This is a genomic window from Wolbachia endosymbiont of Drosophila aff. chauvacae BK-2020 (assembly GCF_032848195.1).
GTDB lineage: Bacteria > Pseudomonadota > Alphaproteobacteria > Rickettsiales > Anaplasmataceae > Wolbachia > Wolbachia pipientis.
In genome coordinates, this window is sequence record NZ_CP136586.1 from 67,958 (window position 1) to 90,496 (window position 22,539).

Consider the following 22,539-nt stretch of genomic DNA (forward strand, 5'->3'; position numbering starts at 1 on the left):
TTTCTTAAACATTTATGACTAAAGGTTAGTTGCATTAAAAAGCAGCTAAATCGCGGTTATTAAGCGTTTAGAATAAAAAAACGCCATACTTGAAAGTATAATGTAAGTAATTAGCCAACCACGGGGCTTCTTTTGCCTTTTTTTTCGTTTGGTAAATTTCTTAAATATTTATAGCTAAACGACAACCGTCATCCCGCTACGTGTTAGCGGGATCTATGTTAAGGTATGGCGGTTAAATAAGGGATCTATGTTAAGAGATACCGTGAATGAATCGCGGTATGACGGTTCGTGACGGTATGACGGTTCGCGGTGACATGACGATAACCTCGTCATCCCGCTACGTGTTAGCGGGATCTATGTTAAGGTATGGCGGTTAAATAAGGGATCTATGTTAAGAGATACCGCGAATGAATCGCGGTATGACGGTTCGTGACGGTATGACGGTTCGCGGTGACATGACGATAACCTCGTCATCCCGCTACGTGTTAGCGGGATCTATGTTAAGGTATGGCGGTTAAATAAGGGATCTATGTTAAGAGATACCGCGAATGAATCGCGGTATGACGGTTCGTGGCGGTATGACGGTTCGCGGTGACATGACGATAACCTCGTCATCCCGCTACGTGTTAGCGGGATCTATGTTAAGGTATGGCGGTTAAATAAGGGATCTATGTTAAGAGATACCGCGAATGAATCGCGGTATGACGGTTCGCGGCGGGATTCCAGTGTCTGGGCACTGGGATGACAGGAAAAGGGGCTACTTGGATTACAGCAGATCACCTCTTCACAAAGATTTTATCAGTAATACGCATATCAATAATACTCCAATCGCTGAAAGTAAAATCAGTTGTATTGTGTAAGTGGTTTAAATAGTCCCATGCACTATAAGGGTTATCTTCAGGCAGTTTTACTGTGGAATCGTTATCAAGTATGATATTCCATCTTCTATTCCCTATATAAGCAAAAGAAGAAATGTGGTCACTTAATTGAGTTTTACTCTCTAACACATCTTTAACAAATTCTAGGTTTGATAATGAGTTTTGTCCTGTAATTACAACAAGATCATCTACTAGATAGTCATCTACGATCACTTTACCTTCAAAATCAATTACCGAGGTTTTGTTATTATCTTTCCAGAGAGCAAACGGTTTATGCTCATCTATATTAATGTGTAGAGTATTGGGCAAAATTCTGTGAACTCTTACGTGTTTTATCCATCTGCTTACGGATTGTATGTTACCGGCAAGTTTTGAAAGTGATATATACAGGATAGGTTGCGTTCTATCTGTCAAACTTAGAATATCCTTTTTGTTTGTAAATTTATTGCCGCTCACGACTACTTCGTCGATTGAAAATCCACTACTGAGTAATAAACTAGATAGGCAGTCATTGTACCAAGTAAAGTAGTAATTAAATCGATTTATTATTTTATCAAGTGAGCTGTAAAGTATTAGCGTAAGAAAAAGTGCTGTGATAACAACCAAGGCACACTTACGCAAAAAACTCCTTTGGCTTCTAGTAATACTGCTCAACATGACTTAAATCCCTAATATTTTTGTGCTGCAAACTATCTTCAATAATAATTTTAACTAATTCATTAAAATTGATTCCTTTTGCCAATTTTGCAATTTCTGGCACTAACGATAACTCAGTAAAGCCAGGATGTGTATTAATCTCAAGCATTTTTAAAGTGTTATTTTTGGGATTATAACGGAAATCTGAGCGGGAAATAGTTTTGCATCCTAAAAATTGATGTATTTTCAGTGCGTGTTCCAAGGTCATTTTATATATATTGTCAGGAATTTTAGCAGGAAATATATGTTCTGCAAATCCATCTGTATACTTTGCTTCATAATCATAGAATTTATTTTTTGGTCGTACTTCTATAGTGCCAATTGCTTCATCCAGCAATACAGCAGTATGTAACTCTATGCCCGGTATGTATTCTTCTACGATCATCTTTTCCATTATAGTAGAACTATTATTTTTCAGTTCTAAGTAATCCTCGTGCGAGAAAATTATGTACACTCCAATACTTGAACCTTCATTCATTGGTTTTAAGACGTACGGATAATCGATTTTAATATTATTTTTTAGTACATCTTCTCGGCTAATTACATAACCTTTTGGAGTGTCGATATTAAGGGATCGAAATATATGCTTTGACATCACTTTATTTATAGCAACGGCAGAAGCCATAACTCCTGAGTGTGTATATTTTATACCTAAGATTTCCAATAAACCTTGAATGCAGCCATCTTCACCATAAGGTCCATGCAGAGCGATAAAAGCAAGGCCCGGATTAATTTTTTTAAGCTTTTCAGCAATATTGCTGTCAACATCTATTTCTATTGCATTATATGAAAGGCTATCGAGCGCCTTCTTCACTGCTTTTCCGCTCATAAGCGATATTTCTCTCTCACAAGAAAATCCACCACTTAAAATTGCTATAGTTGGAATCATAAGCATTCTATGTTTTGCTATATAGCATACATAATGGTTACATTAAGCTTATTAAATACCTACTTTGGCTAACTATAAACTTTCTTCAAGCACTTTTTTTATCCACTTCAAATAGCGTGCTCTGCAACGGTAGTGGCGTGTTTGCTGCACCTTTATACTGTTCACAGATAAGCTTTTCTAAATCCTCAGCAGATTGTTCTTTTGCTTCTTCTTTTTTCACTACTCCACTAGTTACTAAATCAATTAAGGCTGTAGTGTGTATTATCATTCGATTATTTAGCTCAAATATCTTTTTTGTATCAAGTGAAGAGTTTCTAATTAAGGCAGATAGTGCATGCATATATTTGTCTATATCAGAAAGACTTTTGCTTATATCATAGTTGCTAACTAACATATATTCCTTCAAACGCTCAATTTCTTCTGGAGTAAACTTGTAAACTTCATCAAGTTTCCTTATTAAAGATATAGTAAGTATTCTACTTAGAACTCTCAATTCTCTAATAAATTGTACTCCTTCTCCTTCAGGATAAGACATTTCTTCTTTTTTATATTTCTTAAATAATTCTTGATCATAAGACTTTCTGAGATCTGACGTCATTGCCAATGCTAACTCTTTTGAACCTAGCTTAAAAACTTCGTTGAAGCTGCTTGCGTTGGCATCTTGTGCACTGCCTGCAGTAATTCCACAACTCCAAGAAATCTTTTCAAACAAGCTATGATACTCTTTTATCATCTCTTCCAGCAATATTTTAATATCATCTTCGGTTAACTCTACTGTTGATAATAGATCACATGCTTTTTCAAGATTACCGTTCGCTTGAAAAAGTAACCCTTCAATCTTTTTAATGGTTTCTCTTTTATTTATACTCATAACTTACCCCCAAGATTTAATGCTAACAGCTAGTTTTATAATCAAATATTTCAAAAGTCAATAAGCCTTTTTCCTTAATCCTTAAATTAATCGATACTAATTTATCAGCATAACAACTTAGATAACGCAACTATTTTCAGCAACCAAAAACAACAACCCTGAAATACAAAAAGTTTCTTTTCCTTCAGTAGCATTATTCTAAATTTTCATCAAAATAAGCTGTTTTATCCTTTTTTTCCTTATACTCTTCTGCAGTATAGAGGGGTTGCTTTTTAGCTGTGATATTTGGCCACTTTTGTGAGTATTCTACATTTATATCGTAAAATAACTTGAAAGTTTTTTGTTCGCTGCTCAGCAACTCTTCATCTAGTTCTAAAATATCTTTTATGGAATCATCAGTTACAATTGCATCTACTGGACACTCAGGTATGCACACTCCGCAATCAATACATTCATCTGGGTTAATCACGAGCATGTTTTTGCCTTCATAGAAGCAGTCAACGGGACATACTTCCACGCAGTCTGTATATTTACATTTTATGCATTTATCTGTAACAAAATGCGTCATAAAACACTGTATATTTGCATTATCTTGGGTACACTAAATTGATAAGAAATTCAAGCTTTTTATGAAGATAAATAAATTGAACAACAAAGAATTAGAAGTATGGTTAAGCCTGGCTAGAACCATAGGACCAATAAAGTTTTTTAGTATACTAAGAACACACGGATCGCTAGATGAGGTGCTAAAATATCTCAATAGGGTGGCTAATGATAAGGTGTATGGCATTCAAGATGCACGAGAAGAAATCAATAATGCAGAAAGAATTGGAGCTAAAATTATACCCGCATGTGACCCAGATTACCCTGATCTTTTAAGAAATATCCCTAGTTGTCCTCCTGTAATAACTGCGCTTGGTGATATATCATTATTAAGCCGTGAGATAATTGCAATAATCGGTGGGCGTAACTCTTCAATGAATGGAAGAAATTTTGCCAATAAGTTGGCACTTGATTTAAGCGAAGCTGGTTTTATTATCGTTTCTGGACTTGCAAGAGGAATTGATACTGCAGCAAACAGTGTAATATACAAAAATCATCCCACTATTGCTGTTACAGCAAGCGGAATTGATGTGGTGTATCCAAAAGAGAATTTTGATCTATACAAAAAAATCACTGGGAACGGTGGGTTAGTAATTACTGAGCTTCCATTTGCTACTAAACCAAAGCCTCAGTATTTTCCTCAAAGGAATCGAATTATATCTGGCCTATCGCTAGGTGTTGCAGTGATTGAAGCATCGAAACGTTCTGGCTCTCTAATAACAGCAGATTTTGCTTTAAATCAAGGGAGAGAGGTGTTTGCAGTTTCTGGTTTCCCTTTAGATTCACGCTGTAGTGGTAGTAATTATTTAATTAAAAACGGTGCTAAGCTTATCGAATCCGCTGATGACATAATAGAGAGTATTAGGTTTAGTTTACCTCCGCAGCAAAAAAACCTATTTGATGTTGAGCACCATTTTGTTAACCAAAAACAAGAAAAATTACAACAGGCAAAATCTGTTATAGTTGATCATATTAACTCTGTACCTGTTGATATAGATGAACTTATATTAGCAAGCGGACTTTCTACCAACATAGCTCTAATGGCTCTTTTAGAACTAGAGTTGGAAAACAAAATAGAGCGTTCACCGGGGAATAAAATATCGTTAATTTTCTAGATTACTTTAGCTATACTAGATGCTCGTACAGACATATGCTTGACACTGAAATGATGCCATTTGTTATAGGATTCTTAGTTGCTGATTTTAGAATTGATAAGAGAAAACTTTTTTTCAACTTGTTGTATAATTTTATAAAAGTGATCGAAATCTAAGCTTGCACTGCCAATTAAAACTCCTGATAAATTTGAGATACTGAGCAAATTTTCTATATTTTCTGAACTGACTGAACCACCATATATAATGTGTTTTTTACTAGTACACAATTTTATTACCTCTATCACCTTAGCAATTGCATCATTATTTGGCACATGACCTGTGCCTATTGCCCATATTGGCTCATATGCTACGGTATATTCACCGTGTGTTGGCAAACGGTTTTTGCATTGATATTCTATTACTTCTTTTGTTTTTTCATTCTTATAATCTTCTGAATTTTCACCCACACAGATAATTAGGTGTAAGCCTGATTCTATTGCTATTTCCGACTTAAGTTTTATTTCACTATCTTTTTCATTAGCCCTTTCAGAATGCCCAAGTATTACGTAAGTGCACCCTAGTTCTTTTAACATTTCTGCACTAATTTCACCTGTGTAAGAACCGAACTTTTTATGATGGCAATTCTGTGCTCCTATATTAATATTATTGTTCAACTCTATACTGCTTGGAAATGACGTAAAAGGAGGGCAAATCACTAGCTTAGAGGTAATTTCGTTGCTCTTGTTGTTAAGTTTGCCTATAAAGTCAACAAATGAAGAACGCATTCCATTCATTTTCCAATTTGCTACTATTAAAAAGGACATCAACTTTACTTATATGGGCGAGAGTGCCGGCTGTCGGACTTGAACTGACAACCTACTGATTACAAGTCAGTTGCTCTACCAATTGAGCTAAGCCGGCGTTAAACACATTAATAATATACAATTATCAATGAATTTTCGTCAACTAATTTTTAAAATACTGTATAATGAAAATAATATGAAAAAATTTTTACTGAAGCCAAAAAAGAGTCTAGGGCAAAATTTTATTTTATCGAGTGAGATAACAAAAAAAATCGTCGCTTTAGCTGGTAGTCTGGAAAATTTTAATGTCATTGAAATTGGTCCTGGATATGGTGCATTAACAAGAGAAATATTGGTGCATAATCCAAAGTCTCTACTTTCTATAGAAAAAGATAGAGATTTAGTAAAACACCATGACCAACTGCTAAATGAGCATCAAGGAAAGTATAGAATTATAGAAGCGGATGCACTGCATATTATAGAAGAAGAGCTGATAGAGCGCCCAGTTAAAGTTATTGCTAACTTGCCTTACAATATCTCGGTAGCGTTATTTTTAAAGTGGTTAGATAGTATAAAATTTTTTACGAGTTTGACATTAATGTTTCAAAAAGAGGTAGCAGATCGCATTACAGCAAGACCCAATTCTAAAGATTATGGTCCTCTATCAGTGCTAAGCCAGTTACTATGCGATATAAAAAAGGAATTTGATATTGAACCTAAAGAGTTTTTTCCAAGACCAAAAATACATTCTTCAGTAATTACAGTAAATCCTTTGCCTACCCCAAAGTTTGTAGTAAACTTGGAAACCTTAATAAAATTAATACGTGCTGTTTTTGCTCAAAGAAGAAAGATGCTGAGAAATAGCTTGCAAAATATAACGAACCACGCTGAAACTGTCCTTGAAAACGCTAAATTGAGTGGAAATGAACGTCCAGAAAACTTAACTATTGAGCAGTTCTGTTTGCTGGCAAATAATGTAGAATGCTTATTGTGCAATAAAATGTATTAGCAACTATATAGCTTTTCTATCTCCTAAAAACAGTTAGAGCTATACAATTAAAGGCTCCTAGCTAATTTTGCCTATTGCAATTTAATTAATTGGCGTATAAGCTTTAAATAAAGCCTATGAAAAAAATGGAAGCTTGTTATTCGTTTGACGATATACTTCTTTTGCCAGCCTATTCTAATATATTGCCTTGCGATGCAGATACAAAAACTTATTTAACAAATAGTATAGAACTAAATATCCCTCTCATATCCTCTGCAATGGATACTGTTACTGAATCGGGCTTTGCAATAGCTATTGCCCAACATGGAGGGATAGGTTGCATACATAAGAATTTATCAATAGATGAACAAGTTTTAGAAGTGAGAAGGGTGAAAAAATATGAAAGTTGGATCGTGTATAACCCAATTACGATTTCACCGGATAAAACAGTTGCGGAAGCAATTTCATTAATGAGAGAGCACAATTATTCTGGCATTCCTGTAGTCGATCAACGCAAGTTAGTTGGAATTTTAACTAACCGAGATGTGAGATTTATTGAAGACCAGAACATGAATGTAAAAGTTTCTGAAGTGATGACAAAAGATAAGTTAGTGACAGTGCGGGAGCAGGGCGTGAATAGTGCCTCAGCAATGAAATTGTTGCATGAAAATAGAATAGAAAAGCTTTTGGTCGTAGATGAAAATTCTTGTTGTATAGGTTTAATTACGGTTAAAGACATTGAAAAATACAATAGATACCCAAATTCATGTAAAGACAGTAAAGGGCGTCTCAGAGTTGCCGCTGCAATTGGCACTGGTAAAAAAGATGGTATAGACAGATGTGAAGCTTTGATCGGAGAAGAAGTTGATGTAGTTGTTGTGGATACTGCTCACGGTCATTCCGAAAACGTTATCAATACCATTAGGGAAATAAAAAAGATGTATCCTAATACGCAATTAATTGGCGGAAACATTGCAACAAAGGAGGCTGCTGAAGCGTTGATTGATGCGGGTGTTGATGCAGTGAAGGTTGGAATAGGACCAGGATCAATCTGTACAACCAGAATAGTTACAGGTGTTGGTGTGCCACAATTCTCTGCAATCAAGAATGTTGCAGAGGCGTGTAGAGCAAGAAACGTCAGACTAATTGCTGATGGTGGGGTAAAATACTCAGGAGATGTTGCAAAAGCTATTGCAGCTGGTGCTGACTCTGTGATGATTGGTTCGATTTTTGCTGGCACTGACGAAAGCCCAGGTGAGATTATTATGTATAAGGGCAGAGCATATAAAGGCTATCGAGGAATGGGATCTATTAGTGCAATGAAACGAGGTTCAGCTAGCCGTTATTTTCAAGATAAAGATTCAAAACTCAAATTAGTTCCACAAGGAGTGGAAGGAAGAGTTCCATTCAAAGGTCCAGCTTCAGGAGTAATCCATCAATTGATTGGCGGATTGCAAGCTGCAATGGGGTATACTGGTAATAGGAATATAGAAGAGATGAAAAAAAATTGTAAATTTGTTACTATTACTGCATCAGGATTAAGAGAGAGTCACGCTCATGATATAGTCATTACACAAGAAGCTCCAAATTATGCTTATCAAACGTCCAATTTGTCAACCGATTCGGAGTAGTCCAGAAAAAGTAGAGAGAAAGTTAAAACGTTTTTGGAGTAAAATAAAACGTTTTTTCAAAATATGACAAATAGAAGAGAATATACAGCAGAATTCAAATTAGAAGCTGTTAAGCTGGTTAAAGAAACAGGTCAAGCAAGTACAAAAATAGCAAAAGATCTAGGTATAGATGGCAGTATGTTAAGTAAGAAAATATAATGGAAAAATGTCTGGAGCATACGCATTTCCAGGCAAAGGCTCCTTATGACAAAGAAAGATTTGATCTAAAAAAAGAGCTAATAAGAGAAAGAGACATCTTAAAAAAAGCCCTGGGCAAAGAAAAAGAGTAAAGTATTCTTTTATATAGAAATTGCTATAAAACACAGGAACTATGTAGGGTTTTGTACTGGTGGTATGGGTTGCTAAGGAAAAAAGCAGTAAAGAATTAGCAAAAGAAGGGCTTCTAGCAGATATTCAAAAAATACATCGAGCTTCTAAATGCAGATATGGAGCCCCTAAAATTCACGCTGAATTAAAAGCTTTAGGCAAAAATTAAAACAGTACAAAGTGTTATGCAAGAAAATGGCATTAAAGCCAAGTTTAGACGAAGGTTCAAAAATAAAAAACAGCAAATAAGCAACCGAGTTGTGGCTCCGAACACATTGGATCAAAATTTTACTACTGATCAGCCAAATAAAGTTTGGGATTACCTACATAAAAACTAAAGAAGGTTGTTGGCGGCAATAATTGACCTATATTCACGCATGGTGGTTAATGAGTAACATGATAATTAGTTATAGATTCTTTATTGATGGCCGTTGATAAACGCAAACCCGATAAAAATCTGCTGTTACATAGCGATCAAGGGTCACAGTATACCTCTCAAAATTACCAATTTCTATTGAATACAAAAAACATCATTTCCAGCATGAGCCATAAGGGCTGTTGTTACGATAACTCTGTTGCAGAAAAGTTCACTTAAAAGGGAGCTGCTTATTGATACTTCTCGCTCAACAAACCAGAACTGCCATATTTGAATACATAGAAATCTTTTATAACAAATAACGTAGACATTCTACTATTAACTATTGCATTCCTGCACAATTTATTCTCATGATAAAAACGTCTTAACTTTCTCTCTACTTTTTCTGGGTAAGGTCAAATAGAGAATTTTACAAAAATCTATTTTTAACTTACAATCAATTATTACAATTTTAAACCTACAACTTATGTATAACAGACTTATAGTCAAATCTTTTTCAGTATTATGCATCTGTTTATTTGCTTTATACATAACACTGCCAAATTTCTTTGATAATAAGCTTTTTATTTCGAAAAAAAGAATAAACTTAGGCCTTGACCTGAAAGGAGGGGCATCTTTGCTTTTAAACATAGACTTAGACTTCTATTTTAAGGAAAAGCTAAGCATGCTAGCTAACGAAATAAAAGAGACATTGCTAACAAAAAATATTGAATCTAACGTACAAAATAGCGTTATAACTTTAAATAGTATTGATGATTATAAAAAAGCATCTGTGTTGATTAATGCGATAAATCCAAATTTAGAGCTAAATAGAAAAGATTCTTCGATTCTCATTTCGTATAAACCACATTATAAAAATTCTTTGATCAGTGAAGTAGCTGCAGAATCAATAAACAATGTCCAGCGCCGTTTGGACAAACTTGGCACAAAGGAAGTCAGCGTTCAAAAACAAGGGCAGAATAAAATATTAGTGCAGGTGCCTGGAGTAGAAGATACCAAGCAGATAAAATCTCTGCTTGGCAAAACTGCTAAGCTAGCTTTTCATTTGGCAAACACTAACATAGCCAAGGTGCAGGATATAGACCATGAAACCACTGTCATGCTCAAGGATTCTTTAGGTAATTCTTATCCAATATTCCGCAAAACTGAAATAGGTGGTGATTCGCTGGTTAACGCATCAGTTAGATTCGGCAATTTAGGTAAACCGACAGTGCATTTTAAATTTGACAGTATAGCGAGTAAAAGATTCGCGAAAATCACTAAAGAAAATGTAGGAAAGCCTTTTGCAATTGTTCTGGATAACACAGTTTTAACAGTACCTACAATACGTGAGCCAATTTTAAATGGAGAGGGAGAAATTAGCGGTAATTTCACTGAAAAACAAGCAAGCGAACTTGCAATACTTTTAAAATCTGGAGCACTGCCAGCATCACTTAAAATAATTGAAGAAAAAAACATTGGCCCAAGTCTTGGAGAAGAATCAATAAAGGCAGGGGAAATGGCAGCAACAATCTCTATTATAGCCGTGGCTTTATTTATAATCATCACTTACGGCAAATTAGGTGTATTGGCCTCTGTTGCACTTTTTTCTAATGTAGTTCTTATATTATCAATTCTCACTCTGCTTGAAGCAACTCTAACTTTACCTGGAATTGCCGGTATTACACTTACTGTTGGTATGGCGGTGGATGCAAATGTTTTAATATTTGAGCGAATTCGTGAGGAAATCAAATCTGGCAAGAGAGTGGAACGTGCTATTGAAGAAGGGTTTAAAAACGCTATAAAGACAATACTGGATTCAAATATCACTACATTAATTGCTGCAGGAATAATGTTCATTATTGGCAGTGGAGCAATAAGAGGCTTTTCTGTCACTCTATCAATAGGAATTTTATGTTCGATGTTTTCTGCAATCACAGTCACAAAACTCCTGATAGAGTTGTGTATGAACCCGAAGGAACTAGCGCTTTGAATTAAGGATTTAGATCTCAGTCAACCACCTTCATTCCCACAACGTTATATCCTGAATCAACGTGCAAAATTTCTCCAGTAGTGCCACTACTTAAGTCGCTTAATAAGTATAACGCTGCCTTGCCAACATCCTCTATTGTAACATTGCGTCTGAGCGGAGAGTTATTTCTATTCCATTCTGATATGGAGTGAAAATCGCTTATTCCAGAAGATGCTAAAGTTCTGATTGGACCAGCGGAAATTGCATTTACTCTGATATTTTGTGGCCCGAGATCACATGCTATATATTTTACACTTGCTTCAAGTGCCGCTTTACATAAACCCATAACGTTATAATTTGGCATAACTTTTTCAGCGCCATAATAAGATAAAGTAAGTAAACTACCACCATTTGACATCATTTTTTCAGCCCTTTGCGCTAAAGCAGTAAAAGAATAGCACGATATATGCATTGCATTGAGGAAGTTATCCAGTGAAGTATTGACATATTTACCATCTAACTCATTTTTATCGGAGAATGCTATTGCATGCACCAAAAAGTCAAGAGTACCCCATTTTTTCTCTATTATTTCGAAAGCGTTATCTATGATTTTTTCATTTGAAACGTCGCAGTGTAATATTAGCTCCACATTTAGTTCATCTGCTATTGGTGATAGTTTTTCTTTTATTATTTCATTCTGGTAGGTGATTGCAAGTTCTGCTCCGTGCTCTGAGAGAGTTTTTGCTATACCGTATGCTATTGATCTCTTATTTATTATTCCGGTTATTAATCCCTTTTTGCCTTGTAATAGACTTGTCGTCATAGAACTATCTGTTTTTTTATAATTTGGAATATTAACTAGGTAAAGTCAAGATATCACTATGTTTTAAAATATTTTTTGCAGTAACTTGAAGTCTATAAACAGTAATCTTGATTCTTCTACAACAAAGCCATTCCATATGACATTCTGCCTATACCCAATTAAGCATATTAATAAGTAAGTAAATCTTAATATAATCTTATTATACTTATAAATACGCTGTATAGAATGAAAGTATGGATGATTTCATAACTGCAAGAAGAAAAGATGATGCTGTGGTATCTGTTTGTCAGGATAATAAGAAAAAAAACGTGTTAATTTTAGGGCTCAATCAAGTTGCAAGGGATTTGTTAAAATATGAAGAGAAGAATTTGCTTAATAAGCCATTAATTAATATCTTAAGCACAAGAGCAGCTGACAACGTGAAGAATTATTTAGAGTATACCGAAAATGGACACGATTTACTTGATATACTACCTAAAGTGATAGATTTTTCCTTAATTGATGCTAAGGGAGAAGATATCAGGACAAAAGTAAAAGTTTTCCGCACTGCACAATTTGCCAGTAATAAAATAAATTATGAGCTATTAATACGTGATATCAGTTTGTCCCATAAACTAGGAATCTTTAGAGATAAATATCTAATGGGTAAAAAATATAAAAACCATGACTTATTCGATATACCGGGCAATGAGTCCACTATTCTAGAGTTATACGTTATATTAAATTTTGCCTTTCAACATCAAATTAATGCAGCTATAGGAGTGATTGGCTTAAATAGTAGCTGTAGTGAGACAAATAATGCACTGAAAGTTATCATAGAACATTTTTATAAAAATTGCCGTAGTGATGATTTTCTAGGGTATATTGATGAGAATAAAGTGCTTTTTGTTTTGATTAACTGCGATGTAAAAAGTATATCTAAAATAATTAATCGTATACATTCTGCCATTAATAAGCAGTTATTAAAGCGAAAATTACCAAGTGTATCAATAATTTATGGGAATATAGCTCAAAAACAGGCAGCAAAATCTACCAGCGGTGCCTTCTGAAAAGTTGTTTTTTATTTATATTGAGTTTAAACTTAAATTTTTATAAAGATTTAAGTTTATTTATGAAGTTAAAGTACTACCTGGTAGCACTGCTTTCATCATTGTTTTTGCAGAATAGTGCTAGCTCTAAAACAATTTTGGATAAGGAAATATTTTATGCAGAACTAGACGGAAAAATAGATTTGAGATTCGGCTACGCCTTCAACAGAGATTCTTTCAATGCTAAGCCTAAGGATAAAACTTCAAGTTATTCATACTTGCGCTTTCTTTATTTACAGCAAGTTTATCCAAATACTCAAATGGGGGTTAATGTTAAGGCAGGGGTTTCTGGTATTGCAAACCTAAAAGCGTTAGACATAGAAAAGTTAGACATGGAGGAATGGTATTTTATCATAAAAAACCAGGAACTTGGATCAATTGAATATGGTAAAAGAAGTTTAGTTGGTCAGAGCATGTTAATTAACACTTCAAAAATTTATGCAGCTGCTGGAGGAGTAAATGGTCATTGGACAAACTATGCAAATTTGCGCGGTGATCATAAAAAAGATGGTGACCCTGGATATAATCAAGACAAGGTGTTCTGGGTCAAGCCCAATATTTATAGCGATTATAATGAACTCGAACTAGGGTTAAAACAATCATCAATTAACTACATCTCCCCTGAAATCTATAACTTTCAACTCGGATTCAGTTATGTTCCAGGAAAAAATAACTTACAGTACAGCAATTTAATTGCTGCTGGCCTTTCCTATAAAAACAGCTTGTCAAATGATATAGGTTTTACTACTGCTTTGACTGGTGAATTTGCAAGAGAAAATTTAACTGGTTGCTCAGATGGAACTTCTAAAAATTATGAATGTCGCAATCAATTACTGCACTGGAATTTTGGTTTGAAGCTAAAATTGTTCGATCTTGATTGCATTTTTTCGTATGGTAATGGTGGTGAATCTGGTGAGAGGCGTAATCCTGAAATAAATAATACGTATTATATGAATGCAGGTATCGCTTACCATTCTGATTCTTACAAATCAAGCTTAACATATTTTAGTAGTGGTAGGGATATTGCAGGCGAAGGTACAAACGAGTTAACATCATATGCTTTAAGCCTTGAAAATTCTCTTTTTTTAGGTACTTCATACTATTTCGATATTGTAAAATTTAGTACCAAAGAACCTAAAATAGAAAATAACAACTCTGGTTATGTGCTCTTGGCTGGACTGAAATTAAGTTTTTAATATTGCCTCCTTCCAACACTCTTTTCTGTCATCCAAGGTAACCGTTCACACTTAATTTTTCAATCTCACTCATGGAGAGGCCAGTAAACTGACCTTACCCAGAAAAAGTGGAGAGAAAGAAAAGAGTTTTTTTGGGTAAAATAAAATTTTGGAGGATTAGAAATGGTAAGAGAATATACGGCAGAATTCAAATTGGAAGCTGTTAAGCTGGCAAATGAACAAAGAAAGGTAGGTCAAACAATTACAAAAATAGCAAGAGATTTAGGAATAAAGGGTGGTTTATTAGGAAAATGGATAAAGAAACACAACGAAAAAAAGTCAGCGGCAAATGCATTTCCAGATGTAGCACCTTATGACAAAGAGAGGTTTGATTTACAAAGCAAGAGTAACAAGGGAAAGAGACATTTAAAAAAAAGCCCTGGCCAGTCAAAAAGAGTAAAATATTTTTTTATATAGTAACTGCTATAAAGTACAGGAATTATGTAGGATTTTCTGCTAGTGGCTACTATAAGTGGACCACAAGAAAAATAAGCAGTAGAGAATCAGCAAATAAAGAGCTACTCGCAGCTATTCAAAAAATATATCAAGTTTCTAAATGTAGATATGGAGCTCCTAAAATTCATGCTGAATTGAAGGCTTTGGGTAAAAGTTGCAATTTGAAAACGGTGCAAAGTATTATGCAGAAAAATGACATCAGGGCTATACTGAGAAGAAAGTTTAAAATTAAAAAACAACAAACAGATAATAGAGCTGTAGCTCCCAATATACTAGATCAAAACTTTATTGTTGATCAACCAAATAAAGTATGGGATTACTTACATCAAAACCAAGGAGGGATGGCTATATTTGGCAGCAATAATTCTCACGTATGGTAGTTAATGAGTAGTGCAATAAATAAACAATTGGTTATGAACTCTTTATTAATGGCCATTAATAGGCGTAAACCTGTTAAAAATCTACTGCTGCACAGTGACCAAGGTTCACAATATACTGCGCAAGGGTATCAATATCTCTTAGCTGTAAAGAATATAGATGAGTAATAAAGGCTGTTGTTACGACAATTCTGTTGCAGAAAGCTTCTTTAGCTCATTGAAAAGAGAAATACTTATTGATACTTCACAACACTCTGCTCAACAAACTAGAACTGCAATATTTGAATACATAGAAATTTTTTATAACAAACAACGTCACTATTAACTATTGCATTCCAGAACAATTTGATGCATCATTCTTTTTGTAAAAAATATTCCACACTTTCTCTCCACTTTTTCTGGGTAAGGTCAATTTTCATTGCACCCTATATTGTCCATTCCATTAGCTTTACTACGCTCGTTACCTCACGCAGCATAATGGTCTGTTCTAGGCTGTTGGCTAGACTTTGCCTAAGTTGGATTTTCACCAACTGTATTCTAAACGCTTACTTGGCGCACCCATAACAAAAATGCCTGAAAAACGTTAATAATTATATACTATTATTAATAATTATTCAACCATATTTTAAGCTTACAATTTTGAGCTTAACTGACGCTTATGGATAGGGGCAACTCTATCACCCTGTGTTATGTTTATTTTCTAACGGACGCTGATTTTTGTATCGTAATTTCTTGCTATAAATTGGTTATATAAGAGCTGGCTTCTAAAATTTTATAACCCTAATTTGAATTAACAGACAGTAGAATCGAAAGATTATTACAAGGAGAAATCTACACAGATCGACCCTTTTGTGAATCTGCGTTTCTGCTTTCTTCAACTTGTTTTGCAAAAGATGTTTCCGGTTTCTGAAGTGGCTTAGCAATTTCACGCACAACGGCAATAACTGCTGTTAAAAACGTTTTTAACAATGCACCTAAAGCTCCACCAACTGCTTCCCTGCCATATATATGAGCTTGCTTTTCGTTACCGTCAGCAGTTTCCCCTGCCCTCCTTCTTGGATCCATCCTATGAGCAATCACCGAAAACAACACTCCCCTGATTGAAGACTTCACTTTTTCCTTTGCTTCGTGGACATCCCCATCTTTTGCTGTTTCATGTCCATGACTTAAGTGTTTAGCGTTCATTAGCTCCTTTTGTTGCTGGGCAAACATGCTACTTAATACTTCTTCTATCACTTGCTTTCTTCTCTCTAACTCTTTTCATAGATTCTGATTTATCGCGAGTGTGTTTGGTAGTTTCAAATTCTGCATCAATATCTTCGGACGCAGCCTGACTATATAAAGTCTCTATGAGCCTGTCTATGCTTCGCTTTATTTGCATAGTCCTTTCGTAACTATCCGAATTATCAATTCCTTCGTCGATCTGATTTAGAATATCCTCAAAAACTTTCAAATAGTCTTGAATATACTGTATTATGTATTGCTTATCTTCCTCTTTGTGTTGTTCTTCTTGATTTTGCTGATTTTCATTTTCTAAACTTCTCTCTCTTTTATCATCGTTATTTTCTTCAATATTATCACCGTCTTCCTCGAAAAGGTTTTCGTCATTCATGATTTTTTTTAATTTAGTTAAAATCCTCACCAGTTATTATTGTATATGAAAAAATTAAATTAACATTAATGAAAAGCGTTTACAACTTCAGCACTATTTAAAACTACAGTAAAGCTGTCAAAAGTAACAGGATCATAATACCTCTCATACAATTCAACTGAACACCTAAGCCTTATCTTTTCCTTAGCATTAAAACTAATTTCATAATCATTATTAGAGTTTAGCATAGCAGAATTACGTAATAATTCATCAGCTAATACAGAGTCTAAAATTCCATTAATTTTTATCGTAATGTGTCTGCTTCCAGCACAATTGAGCACTTTCCTCCAGCCAAAAGAAGAAATATCTTTCACCTCTTCTCTGTTATTACGCAAAGTAAACCTTAGGTTTCTTATATTATTTAATACAATAAAATTATTGTCATGATCTTTAATTTTTAGCTGTAATTTGCTCATTATCACCTCCTTTTATTAAAATATCAAAATTAATTGTTGAATGTAAAATTTCATCGTGCTGATCCATAGCACAATTACTTTCTAAAATGGCCTCATTATTAAAACCTTCAATGCTCTTAAGTATCAAGTTAATATGCCTTATAATGGCAAACATACTGTCTATATGATAAGTATATATGTCGCATGAAAATCTTGCCTTTGTAGCAAAATTGGACAGCATATGCAGGTTATTATAATTCACTACACACAATCTCAGGTAAGGAATGGTGACCTGTTTAGGTAAGTAGTCATAAATGTTAGTAACATATTTCCTTAAATCAGAGTTTGCTTTTAGTGCTTCATAAATGCTACTGTACAACTCGTTTATAGCTTGAATTTTTTTCATAATTAACCCTCGAAAGATATATAGAAACTCGTCATCCCGCTGCTTGTTAGCGGGATCTATGTTAAGAGATACCGCGAATGAATCGCGGTATGACGATAAGGTTTATACCTCGTCATCCCGCTACTTGTTAGCGGGATCTATCCGTGACGGTATGACGTAGGACTGCTGTCATTCCGCTACGTGTTAGCGGCTGAGATACCGCGGCGGTATGACGATAAGGTTTATACCTCGTCATCCCGCTGCTTGTTAGCGAGATCTATCCGTAACGGTATGACGTAGTAGCCCAGTTTGAATGACCAGAAAGAGCTACAAAACAACCTTTGGTTCGCGAAATGGAGAATATACCTTCTTCACTTCAGATAAATGGCTACTTACCTCCGATTCACGATTTTTGTAAAGAGCAGAAACATGCCGCATAATACCTAGTTTTATCTGCTCAGGAACATTGTTATAACCAGCTTCGTATACAACATCAACTCTTATTGCATTCAAACAATTGAAAAACTCAACATAGCCCCCTACATCACTAAAATAATACTTAAGTGTACTCTTCTCTTGATTTTTAGACATCATTGCAGTAGCCAATACTATCTTACTCACAGGGCCATAGCTTAAATAGATCCTACGAGGTACATAATCTTCATATGAAACTTGCCATGTTTGTTTCACCAGTGACTTTTCCATATGCCATTCAGCGTAATCAGTTGCCATAAAAATTAGATCTGAAATCAACTTATCATCCTGGTCGTTCTCAATGCGTAAAAAAGATTTAACCTCTTCTAAAGTAACTGGAAAAGATTCAGGCTTAGATTTACGTTGCACAGATATTCTTGGTGAAGTAGATCTTATTGACATAATAACCCTCCTTTTTGATATAGCTAGAATAAGTAAGGTTTACCTCGTGACAGCGTGGGGCAAATCTTACTTACTTTAGCTATGCAGCTTGCATGCAACATTAAGTTAAATTGGCGCAGCAACAACTCTGAGTGCTTTATCGTATGAATATATTAAGAAGAGAACGTATTAAAGCTGTTTCTCCTTTTTTGTTGATAAAATTTGAACTTATAGCATATTCAACTAGGCTGGATTTTAGTAGATTGACATTTTGAGAATGAATATTATTGAAGGTGGAGTTTAACTCTTTAGCAAGCAGACTGCGAAATTTTTGCACACTGTCATATGCGATATTTTCAAGTTCATGTGCAAATTTATCTTGAGCTATAGTTGTTATATCTTCAATTTCCTTATTAAACTCCTCTAGCTTTTTTTCGTTATTTTTAAAATTTTTCGTAAAAGTTTTCATACCAATTAAACTCAACTATTATTATGATTATAATGACAATGAAAAACTACCGAAGTAAAAAATTCACACTACTGTGTAACTTACAAATACTTTTTACTACATTCCAGCGTCACGCGCTGGAATCTATAGCAAGTGTACAAATTAAATTTTACAAACACCGTTGTGCTGAATCTTGAATATTCACTTCTTTCAATTCAGTGGTAGGTTTTGGTTCAGCGATGGGTTTTGATATTGTGTATGTAATGCCACCAGCTATCAGTGCAGGTACCACAGAAGCTGCAACTATTAATAGAGCAGACAATCCGGAAGCAATACTAAGAGCAGCACCTACTGCTAACATAGCTGCAAGGCTCGCATAGGCAACTTTTGGGGAAAATTGTCTTTTTCCTACTTTTTCTAGTGACACTTCATTTGTTTTAGTTTTGCCCAGTTCACCATCAAGTGGTGTGTTTTCATTCTCCAGACTTCTTATTTTTTGTGTTAGTGATTCATTCTCTTTATTGAATTCTTTCAACTTAGTCTCATGTCCAACTATGCAACTTTTTGATTCTGCTAGTTCCTTTTGCGCTTTTTCTAACAACACTTTTGTTTTAGAATGCTTATTTTCGTTTTCTTCTAATTCGCTATTAAGTGTTGTATTTTTACTTTCTAGATCTTGTATTTTTTGTTCTAGTGATTCATTCTCTTCATTGAGTTTCTCCAGTACTTCCAATTTAGTCTCATGTTCAGTGACACAATTTCTCAATTCTGTTAGTTCCTTTTGCGCTTTTTCTAATGGTACTTCGTTTTTTTTAGTTTTTGTTTTTTCTAATTCACCCTTAAGTGTTGTGTTTTCATTTTTTAGATTTTTTATTTCTTGTCTTAGTGATTCATTCTCTTCATTGAGTTTCTCCAGTGTGTCCAGCCTAGCTCCATGTCCAGTGATATAACTTTTCAATTCTGTTAGTTCCTTTTGCGCTTTTTCTAATGGTACTTCGTCTGTTTTAGTTTTTGTTTTTTCTAATTCACTATTAAGCGTTGTGTTTTTACTTTCTAGATCTTGTATTTTTTGTTTTAGCAATTCATTCTTTTTCTGCTCATCCTTTAGCTGAGTACGTAATTCTTTTAACTTAGCTTTACGTTTTTCAACCTTTTCTGCTTTTTCTGGAGTTTCCGTTGCGTTGTGTGTTTTGGAATGAGAAAAGGTACTAGGTACAACCTCAGATGGCTGATCACACATACTGTTTAGTCTATCTATTAGGTCTTCATCCTTTATCAATGAGCGATCTGCTCCATGCTTTATCAAAAGCTTTGCTAATTTTTTATTGTCATTTGCAAGAGCATAATATAAGGGAGTATGCTCAACTTTATCTTGTGCATTAACATTTGCTCCACCTTCTACTAGATATTCTGCAATCTCTACACAACCATATGCAGCAGCATAATGTAAAGGGGTCAGTCCATCTTTATCCTGTACATCAACTTTTGCTCCACATTTTACCAAAAGTTCCACTGATTCTTTATTGTTATCTGCAATAGCCCAATGTAAATGGGTCACGCCATCTTTATCTTGTGCATTAATATCTTCTCCATTTTCTAATATAGATTGGCCTAAAGCTTCAGATTCATCTGCATCAAAATATATTCCACTATCGCCACTATTACTTTTATTTAAAAAGGTCTGTTCCCCATTATATGTAGTATACTGCTCTGGATGTTGACTGTGCAAGTCATTATGTTCTATGCGCTTCTGATTATTGGCAAGTCTTTGTTCTGCCTCTTGCAACTTTTGCGCCATAGCATCTCTTTCTCTTATAGCCTGTTCTTTTTCTAATGTATCATCTACTTTGTCTGTATTGTTTTCATTAACGATTGAGTTTGAAGAAGTCTGTTCATCCTCATCTTGTACATAGACTTTTTTGTTGTTTGGTGTAATTCTACTATTCTCTTCCTGATGTTTTGCACCCCATGCTTGTACTGCAGCAGTTACGTTATTTCCGTTCAAAGCTAAATTTCCTGGAGTTTTATTATTAGGCTGCAGTAAAGTGCCTTGTCTATAAGGTTGTCTTCTCGTAGCTCTTGTCTCAGCATAACGTTGTTCTCCTTCCTCTAACATTTTTATTATAGCCTTTTTACCTTCTACATCGCCGACAATATCCCTTGGAGTTCGGCCTTGACTATCTTTTAGTAAAGGATTTGCGTCATTATTCAATAAAAGCTGAACTATCTCTTGATGACCATGCAAAGCAGCAATGTGCAAAGCAGTTAGCTTAGACTTCGCTTCATCAAGTTCATATATTGGTTCATTAACTTTTGCTTCCTTTGCTAGTAGGAGTTTTACTATTGGTACACTGTTACATTCCACAGCAAGATGTACCAACATATAATTTACAATTTTGTCTGAATCTAATATACTGAACATCTTATCTATCTTCAAATTGTTATAAGTGCTATATACTATTGAGTCTGCATCTTTTAGCTTATTCCCTATTCTTTCAAGTAAATTATTCTCATTTAAACCTTCACTCTTGCTTACCTCATTTATTATTTCAAAAAACTTTTTCTTTTCCATTGCCGTAACCTTTCCTCTCAATTTATTTATTATTGCTGAACCATCTCACAAAAAAGTTAAGTTTGTCGAAATTCCATGTTTGATCTAAAAATTAGTCATAAACATTTTCTATGCAAGTAGCTGACACTGGTTCATTCTATAATGGTGTCACAGCAGTCCTACATCATGCCACCGCGAACCGTCATACCACGATTCATTCGCGGTATCTCATCCGCTAACTGTTCTCCCTCATCATACCGTCACGGTATCTCCAGATCCCGCTAACAAGTAGCGGGATGACGAGTTACTATACCACCGCGAACCGTTATACCGCGATTCATTCGCGGTATCTCATCCGCTAACTGTTCTCCCTCATCATACCGTCACGGTATCTCCAGATCCCGCTAACAAGTAGCGGGATGACGATTGTCAGGGTGTCATCCCAGCGCCCCTATGATGTCATCCGAGTAGCCGACACTGGTTCCTTTATGATGGCAGTGCCCCTATGGTGTCATTCCAGTGCTTGACACTGGAATTCAGCCTTTCCATAATCATCAAAACATTGTATTTTAACGTAAAACAGCTATTTTTATGCTCACCAACTTAATAAAATTCCTGGATCCCAGTGTCAAGCACTGGGATGACAAGACATAAACCTTATCGTCATGCCGTCGCGAACCGTCATACCGCCGCGGTATCTCCAGATCCCGCTGGGATGACGATTGTCGTTTAGCTATAAATATTTAAGAAATTTACCAAATGAAAAAAAAGGCAAAAGAAGCCCTGGGGTTATTATCTGCTTTAAAATATTGGCGTTTTTTATGTTTTAAACGCTTGACAAGCAAGATTTAGCTGCTTTTAATTGCAACTCACCTATGCTGCAAATGTTTAAGAAATTTACCAAGCAGAAAAAAAGACAAAGAATCCCCGAGTTAGCTAGTCTTTTACTATCTCTGTCGAGTATTGGCATTTTTTGATGTCTTGTAACGCTTTATAAGCGCGTTCAGCTTATTTAGATAAAAATCTAGATGTAGATGAAGTTTTGTAAAGACATACAGTATCTATATACTGCAAAAAATTGAACATAAGACGCCGATACATTAAGTAATCCTTACCTTTTAATCTGCAG

Annotated in this window: 19 protein-coding genes, 1 tRNA gene and 2 pseudogenes; 8 read left to right on the top strand and 14 right to left on the bottom strand. The window is 34.9% G+C overall.

Features of this window, described 5'->3' with window-relative positions; all coding sequences use genetic code 11:
• Positions 1–776: 776 nt before the first annotated feature.
• The 4 genes from R0F62_RS00365 to R0F62_RS00380 all read right to left on the bottom strand — a co-directional run bounded on the left by R0F62_RS00365 (position 777) and on the right by R0F62_RS00380 (position 3,902).
• Positions 777–1,535 carry a cell division protein FtsQ/DivIB gene (locus R0F62_RS00365; RefSeq protein ID WP_010962363.1) on the bottom strand — a complete coding sequence of 253 codons (759 nt, stop codon included), beginning with the start codon at positions 1,533–1,535 and terminating at the stop codon, positions 777–779.
• The gene (locus R0F62_RS00370; protein WP_274979028.1) at positions 1,516–2,469 is read right to left on the bottom strand and encodes a D-alanine--D-alanine ligase; all 954 of its coding nucleotides are present in this window, start codon (positions 2,467–2,469) and stop codon (positions 1,516–1,518) included. The genes R0F62_RS00365 and R0F62_RS00370 overlap by 20 nt, the downstream gene beginning before the upstream one ends.
• A gap of 79 nt (positions 2,470–2,548) precedes the next feature.
• Complete coding sequence (locus R0F62_RS00375; protein ID WP_010082602.1) at positions 2,549–3,334, bottom strand: hypothetical protein; 786 nt, start codon at positions 3,332–3,334, stop codon at positions 2,549–2,551.
• 193 nt (positions 3,335–3,527) lie between these two features.
• The gene (locus R0F62_RS00380) at positions 3,528–3,902 is read right to left on the bottom strand and encodes a ferredoxin family protein (protein ID WP_010082601.1); all 375 of its coding nucleotides are present in this window, start codon (positions 3,900–3,902) and stop codon (positions 3,528–3,530) included.
• A 61-nt stretch (positions 3,903–3,963) separates the two neighbouring features.
• Between R0F62_RS00380 and dprA the strand changes: the two genes are divergently transcribed.
• Complete coding sequence (gene dprA, locus R0F62_RS00385; protein ID WP_038199450.1) at positions 3,964–5,052, top strand: DNA-processing protein DprA; 1,089 nt, start codon at positions 3,964–3,966, stop codon at positions 5,050–5,052.
• Positions 5,053–5,126: 74 nt separating this feature from the next.
• Here the strand turns inward: dprA and R0F62_RS00390 are convergent, their stop codons facing one another.
• Together R0F62_RS00390 and R0F62_RS00395 are read right to left on the bottom strand one after the other, a co-directional pair.
• Positions 5,127–5,855, bottom strand: coding sequence for a triosephosphate isomerase (locus R0F62_RS00390; protein ID WP_274979029.1), 729 nt, complete (start codon positions 5,853–5,855; stop codon positions 5,127–5,129).
• A 24-nt stretch (positions 5,856–5,879) separates the two neighbouring features.
• Positions 5,880–5,952, bottom strand: a tRNA-Thr gene (locus R0F62_RS00395).
• A 78-nt stretch (positions 5,953–6,030) separates the two neighbouring features.
• Between R0F62_RS00395 and rsmA the strand changes: the two genes are divergently transcribed.
• The 4 genes and pseudogenes from rsmA (at position 6,031) to secD (ending at position 11,167) form a co-directional block, all read left to right on the top strand.
• The gene (rsmA, locus tag R0F62_RS00400; RefSeq protein ID WP_038228092.1) at positions 6,031–6,843 is read left to right on the top strand and encodes a 16S rRNA (adenine(1518)-N(6)/adenine(1519)-N(6))-dimethyltransferase RsmA; all 813 of its coding nucleotides are present in this window, start codon (positions 6,031–6,033) and stop codon (positions 6,841–6,843) included.
• 116 nt (positions 6,844–6,959) lie between these two features.
• Entirely contained in the window at positions 6,960–8,453 is a 1,494-nt protein-coding gene (gene guaB / locus R0F62_RS00405; protein WP_065095043.1) for an IMP dehydrogenase, read from the top strand.
• Positions 8,454–8,516: 63 nt separating this feature from the next.
• A pseudogene (locus R0F62_RS06705) lies at positions 8,517–9,497 on the top strand (IS3 family transposase).
• 164 nt (positions 9,498–9,661) lie between these two features.
• Positions 9,662–11,167, top strand: coding sequence for a protein translocase subunit SecD (secD, locus tag R0F62_RS00425; RefSeq protein ID WP_317051382.1), 1,506 nt, complete (start codon positions 9,662–9,664; stop codon positions 11,165–11,167).
• Between the two features lie 16 nt (positions 11,168–11,183).
• Here the strand turns inward: secD and R0F62_RS00430 are convergent, their stop codons facing one another.
• Entirely contained in the window at positions 11,184–11,969 is a 786-nt protein-coding gene (locus tag R0F62_RS00430) for an enoyl-ACP reductase FabI (protein ID WP_006280349.1), read from the bottom strand.
• A gap of 233 nt (positions 11,970–12,202) precedes the next feature.
• Between R0F62_RS00430 and R0F62_RS00435 the strand changes: the two genes are divergently transcribed.
• The 3 genes and pseudogenes from R0F62_RS00435 to R0F62_RS06710 all read left to right on the top strand — a co-directional run bounded on the left by R0F62_RS00435 (position 12,203) and on the right by R0F62_RS06710 (position 15,493).
• Entirely contained in the window at positions 12,203–13,018 is an 816-nt protein-coding gene (locus R0F62_RS00435; RefSeq protein WP_010962355.1) for a PAS domain-containing protein, read from the top strand.
• Between the two features lie 62 nt (positions 13,019–13,080).
• The gene (locus tag R0F62_RS00440) at positions 13,081–14,253 is read left to right on the top strand and encodes a porin (RefSeq protein WP_070356730.1); all 1,173 of its coding nucleotides are present in this window, start codon (positions 13,081–13,083) and stop codon (positions 14,251–14,253) included.
• A 162-nt stretch (positions 14,254–14,415) separates the two neighbouring features.
• A pseudogene (locus R0F62_RS06710) lies at positions 14,416–15,493 on the top strand (IS3 family transposase).
• A 463-nt stretch (positions 15,494–15,956) separates the two neighbouring features.
• Here R0F62_RS06710 and R0F62_RS00465 read toward each other — a convergent pair.
• The 7 genes from R0F62_RS00465 to R0F62_RS00495 form a co-directional block, all read right to left on the bottom strand.
• A complete protein-coding gene (locus tag R0F62_RS00465; RefSeq protein WP_317051383.1) occupies positions 15,957–16,337 on the bottom strand; it encodes a hypothetical protein in 381 nt (126 codons plus the stop codon).
• 1 nt (position 16,338) lies between these two features.
• Positions 16,339–16,737 (bottom strand): hypothetical protein, encoded by a 399-nt coding sequence (locus tag R0F62_RS00470; protein ID WP_274979026.1) that lies wholly within the window; start codon positions 16,735–16,737, stop codon positions 16,339–16,341.
• A gap of 65 nt (positions 16,738–16,802) precedes the next feature.
• Entirely contained in the window at positions 16,803–17,192 is a 390-nt protein-coding gene (locus R0F62_RS00475; RefSeq protein ID WP_316659837.1) for a phage tail tube protein, read from the bottom strand.
• Positions 17,167–17,577 carry a hypothetical protein gene (locus R0F62_RS00480; protein ID WP_010962350.1) on the bottom strand — a complete coding sequence of 137 codons (411 nt, stop codon included), beginning with the start codon at positions 17,575–17,577 and terminating at the stop codon, positions 17,167–17,169. Before R0F62_RS00480 ends, R0F62_RS00475 begins: the two co-directional genes overlap by 26 nt.
• Before the next feature lie 306 nt (positions 17,578–17,883).
• Complete coding sequence (locus R0F62_RS00485) at positions 17,884–18,432, bottom strand: head-tail connector protein (protein WP_038199076.1); 549 nt, start codon at positions 18,430–18,432, stop codon at positions 17,884–17,886.
• Positions 18,433–18,568: 136 nt separating this feature from the next.
• Positions 18,569–18,880 carry an ECH_0659 family protein gene (locus R0F62_RS00490; RefSeq protein ID WP_015588824.1) on the bottom strand — a complete coding sequence of 104 codons (312 nt, stop codon included), beginning with the start codon at positions 18,878–18,880 and terminating at the stop codon, positions 18,569–18,571.
• Positions 18,881–19,028: 148 nt separating this feature from the next.
• Positions 19,029–21,431, bottom strand: coding sequence for an ankyrin repeat domain-containing protein (locus tag R0F62_RS00495; RefSeq protein ID WP_274979116.1), 2,403 nt, complete (start codon positions 21,429–21,431; stop codon positions 19,029–19,031).
• Between the last annotated feature and the right edge of the window lie 1,108 nt (positions 21,432–22,539).

Bases quoted from the DNA above. Each gene is read 5' to 3' on its own strand.
- R0F62_RS00370 (WP_274979028.1), bottom strand. From the start codon at position 2,469: ATGCTTATGATTCCAACTATAGCAATTTTAAGTGGTGGATTTTCTTGT.
- R0F62_RS00475 (WP_316659837.1), bottom strand. From the start codon at position 17,192: ATGAGCAAATTACAGCTAAAAATTAAAGATCATGACAATAATTTTATT.
- R0F62_RS00485 (WP_038199076.1), bottom strand. From the start codon at position 18,432: ATGTCAATAAGATCTACTTCACCAAGAATATCTGTGCAACGTAAATCT.
- R0F62_RS00490 (WP_015588824.1), bottom strand. From the start codon at position 18,880: ATGAAAACTTTTACGAAAAATTTTAAAAATAACGAAAAAAAGCTAGAG.
- rsmA (WP_038228092.1), top strand. From the start codon at position 6,031: ATGAAAAAATTTTTACTGAAGCCAAAAAAGAGTCTAGGGCAAAATTTT.
- R0F62_RS00495 (WP_274979116.1), bottom strand. From the start codon at position 21,431: ATGGAAAAGAAAAAGTTTTTTGAAATAATAAATGAGGTAAGCAAGAGT.
- guaB (WP_065095043.1), top strand. From the start codon at position 6,960: ATGAAAAAAATGGAAGCTTGTTATTCGTTTGACGATATACTTCTTTTG.
- dprA (WP_038199450.1), top strand. From the start codon at position 3,964: ATGAAGATAAATAAATTGAACAACAAAGAATTAGAAGTATGGTTAAGC.
- R0F62_RS00365 (WP_010962363.1), bottom strand. From the start codon at position 1,535: ATGTTGAGCAGTATTACTAGAAGCCAAAGGAGTTTTTTGCGTAAGTGT.
- R0F62_RS00440 (WP_070356730.1), top strand. From the start codon at position 13,081: ATGAAGTTAAAGTACTACCTGGTAGCACTGCTTTCATCATTGTTTTTG.
- R0F62_RS00375 (WP_010082602.1), bottom strand. From the start codon at position 3,334: ATGAGTATAAATAAAAGAGAAACCATTAAAAAGATTGAAGGGTTACTT.
- R0F62_RS00465 (WP_317051383.1), bottom strand. From the start codon at position 16,337: ATGTTTGCCCAGCAACAAAAGGAGCTAATGAACGCTAAACACTTAAGT.
- secD (WP_317051382.1), top strand. From the start codon at position 9,662: ATGTATAACAGACTTATAGTCAAATCTTTTTCAGTATTATGCATCTGT.
- R0F62_RS00480 (WP_010962350.1), bottom strand. From the start codon at position 17,577: ATGAAAAAAATTCAAGCTATAAACGAGTTGTACAGTAGCATTTATGAA.
- R0F62_RS00435 (WP_010962355.1), top strand. From the start codon at position 12,203: ATGGATGATTTCATAACTGCAAGAAGAAAAGATGATGCTGTGGTATCT.
- R0F62_RS00430 (WP_006280349.1), bottom strand. From the start codon at position 11,969: ATGACGACAAGTCTATTACAAGGCAAAAAGGGATTAATAACCGGAATA.
- R0F62_RS00470 (WP_274979026.1), bottom strand. From the start codon at position 16,737: ATGAATGACGAAAACCTTTTCGAGGAAGACGGTGATAATATTGAAGAA.
- R0F62_RS00380 (WP_010082601.1), bottom strand. From the start codon at position 3,902: ATGACGCATTTTGTTACAGATAAATGCATAAAATGTAAATATACAGAC.
- R0F62_RS00390 (WP_274979029.1), bottom strand. From the start codon at position 5,855: ATGTCCTTTTTAATAGTAGCAAATTGGAAAATGAATGGAATGCGTTCT.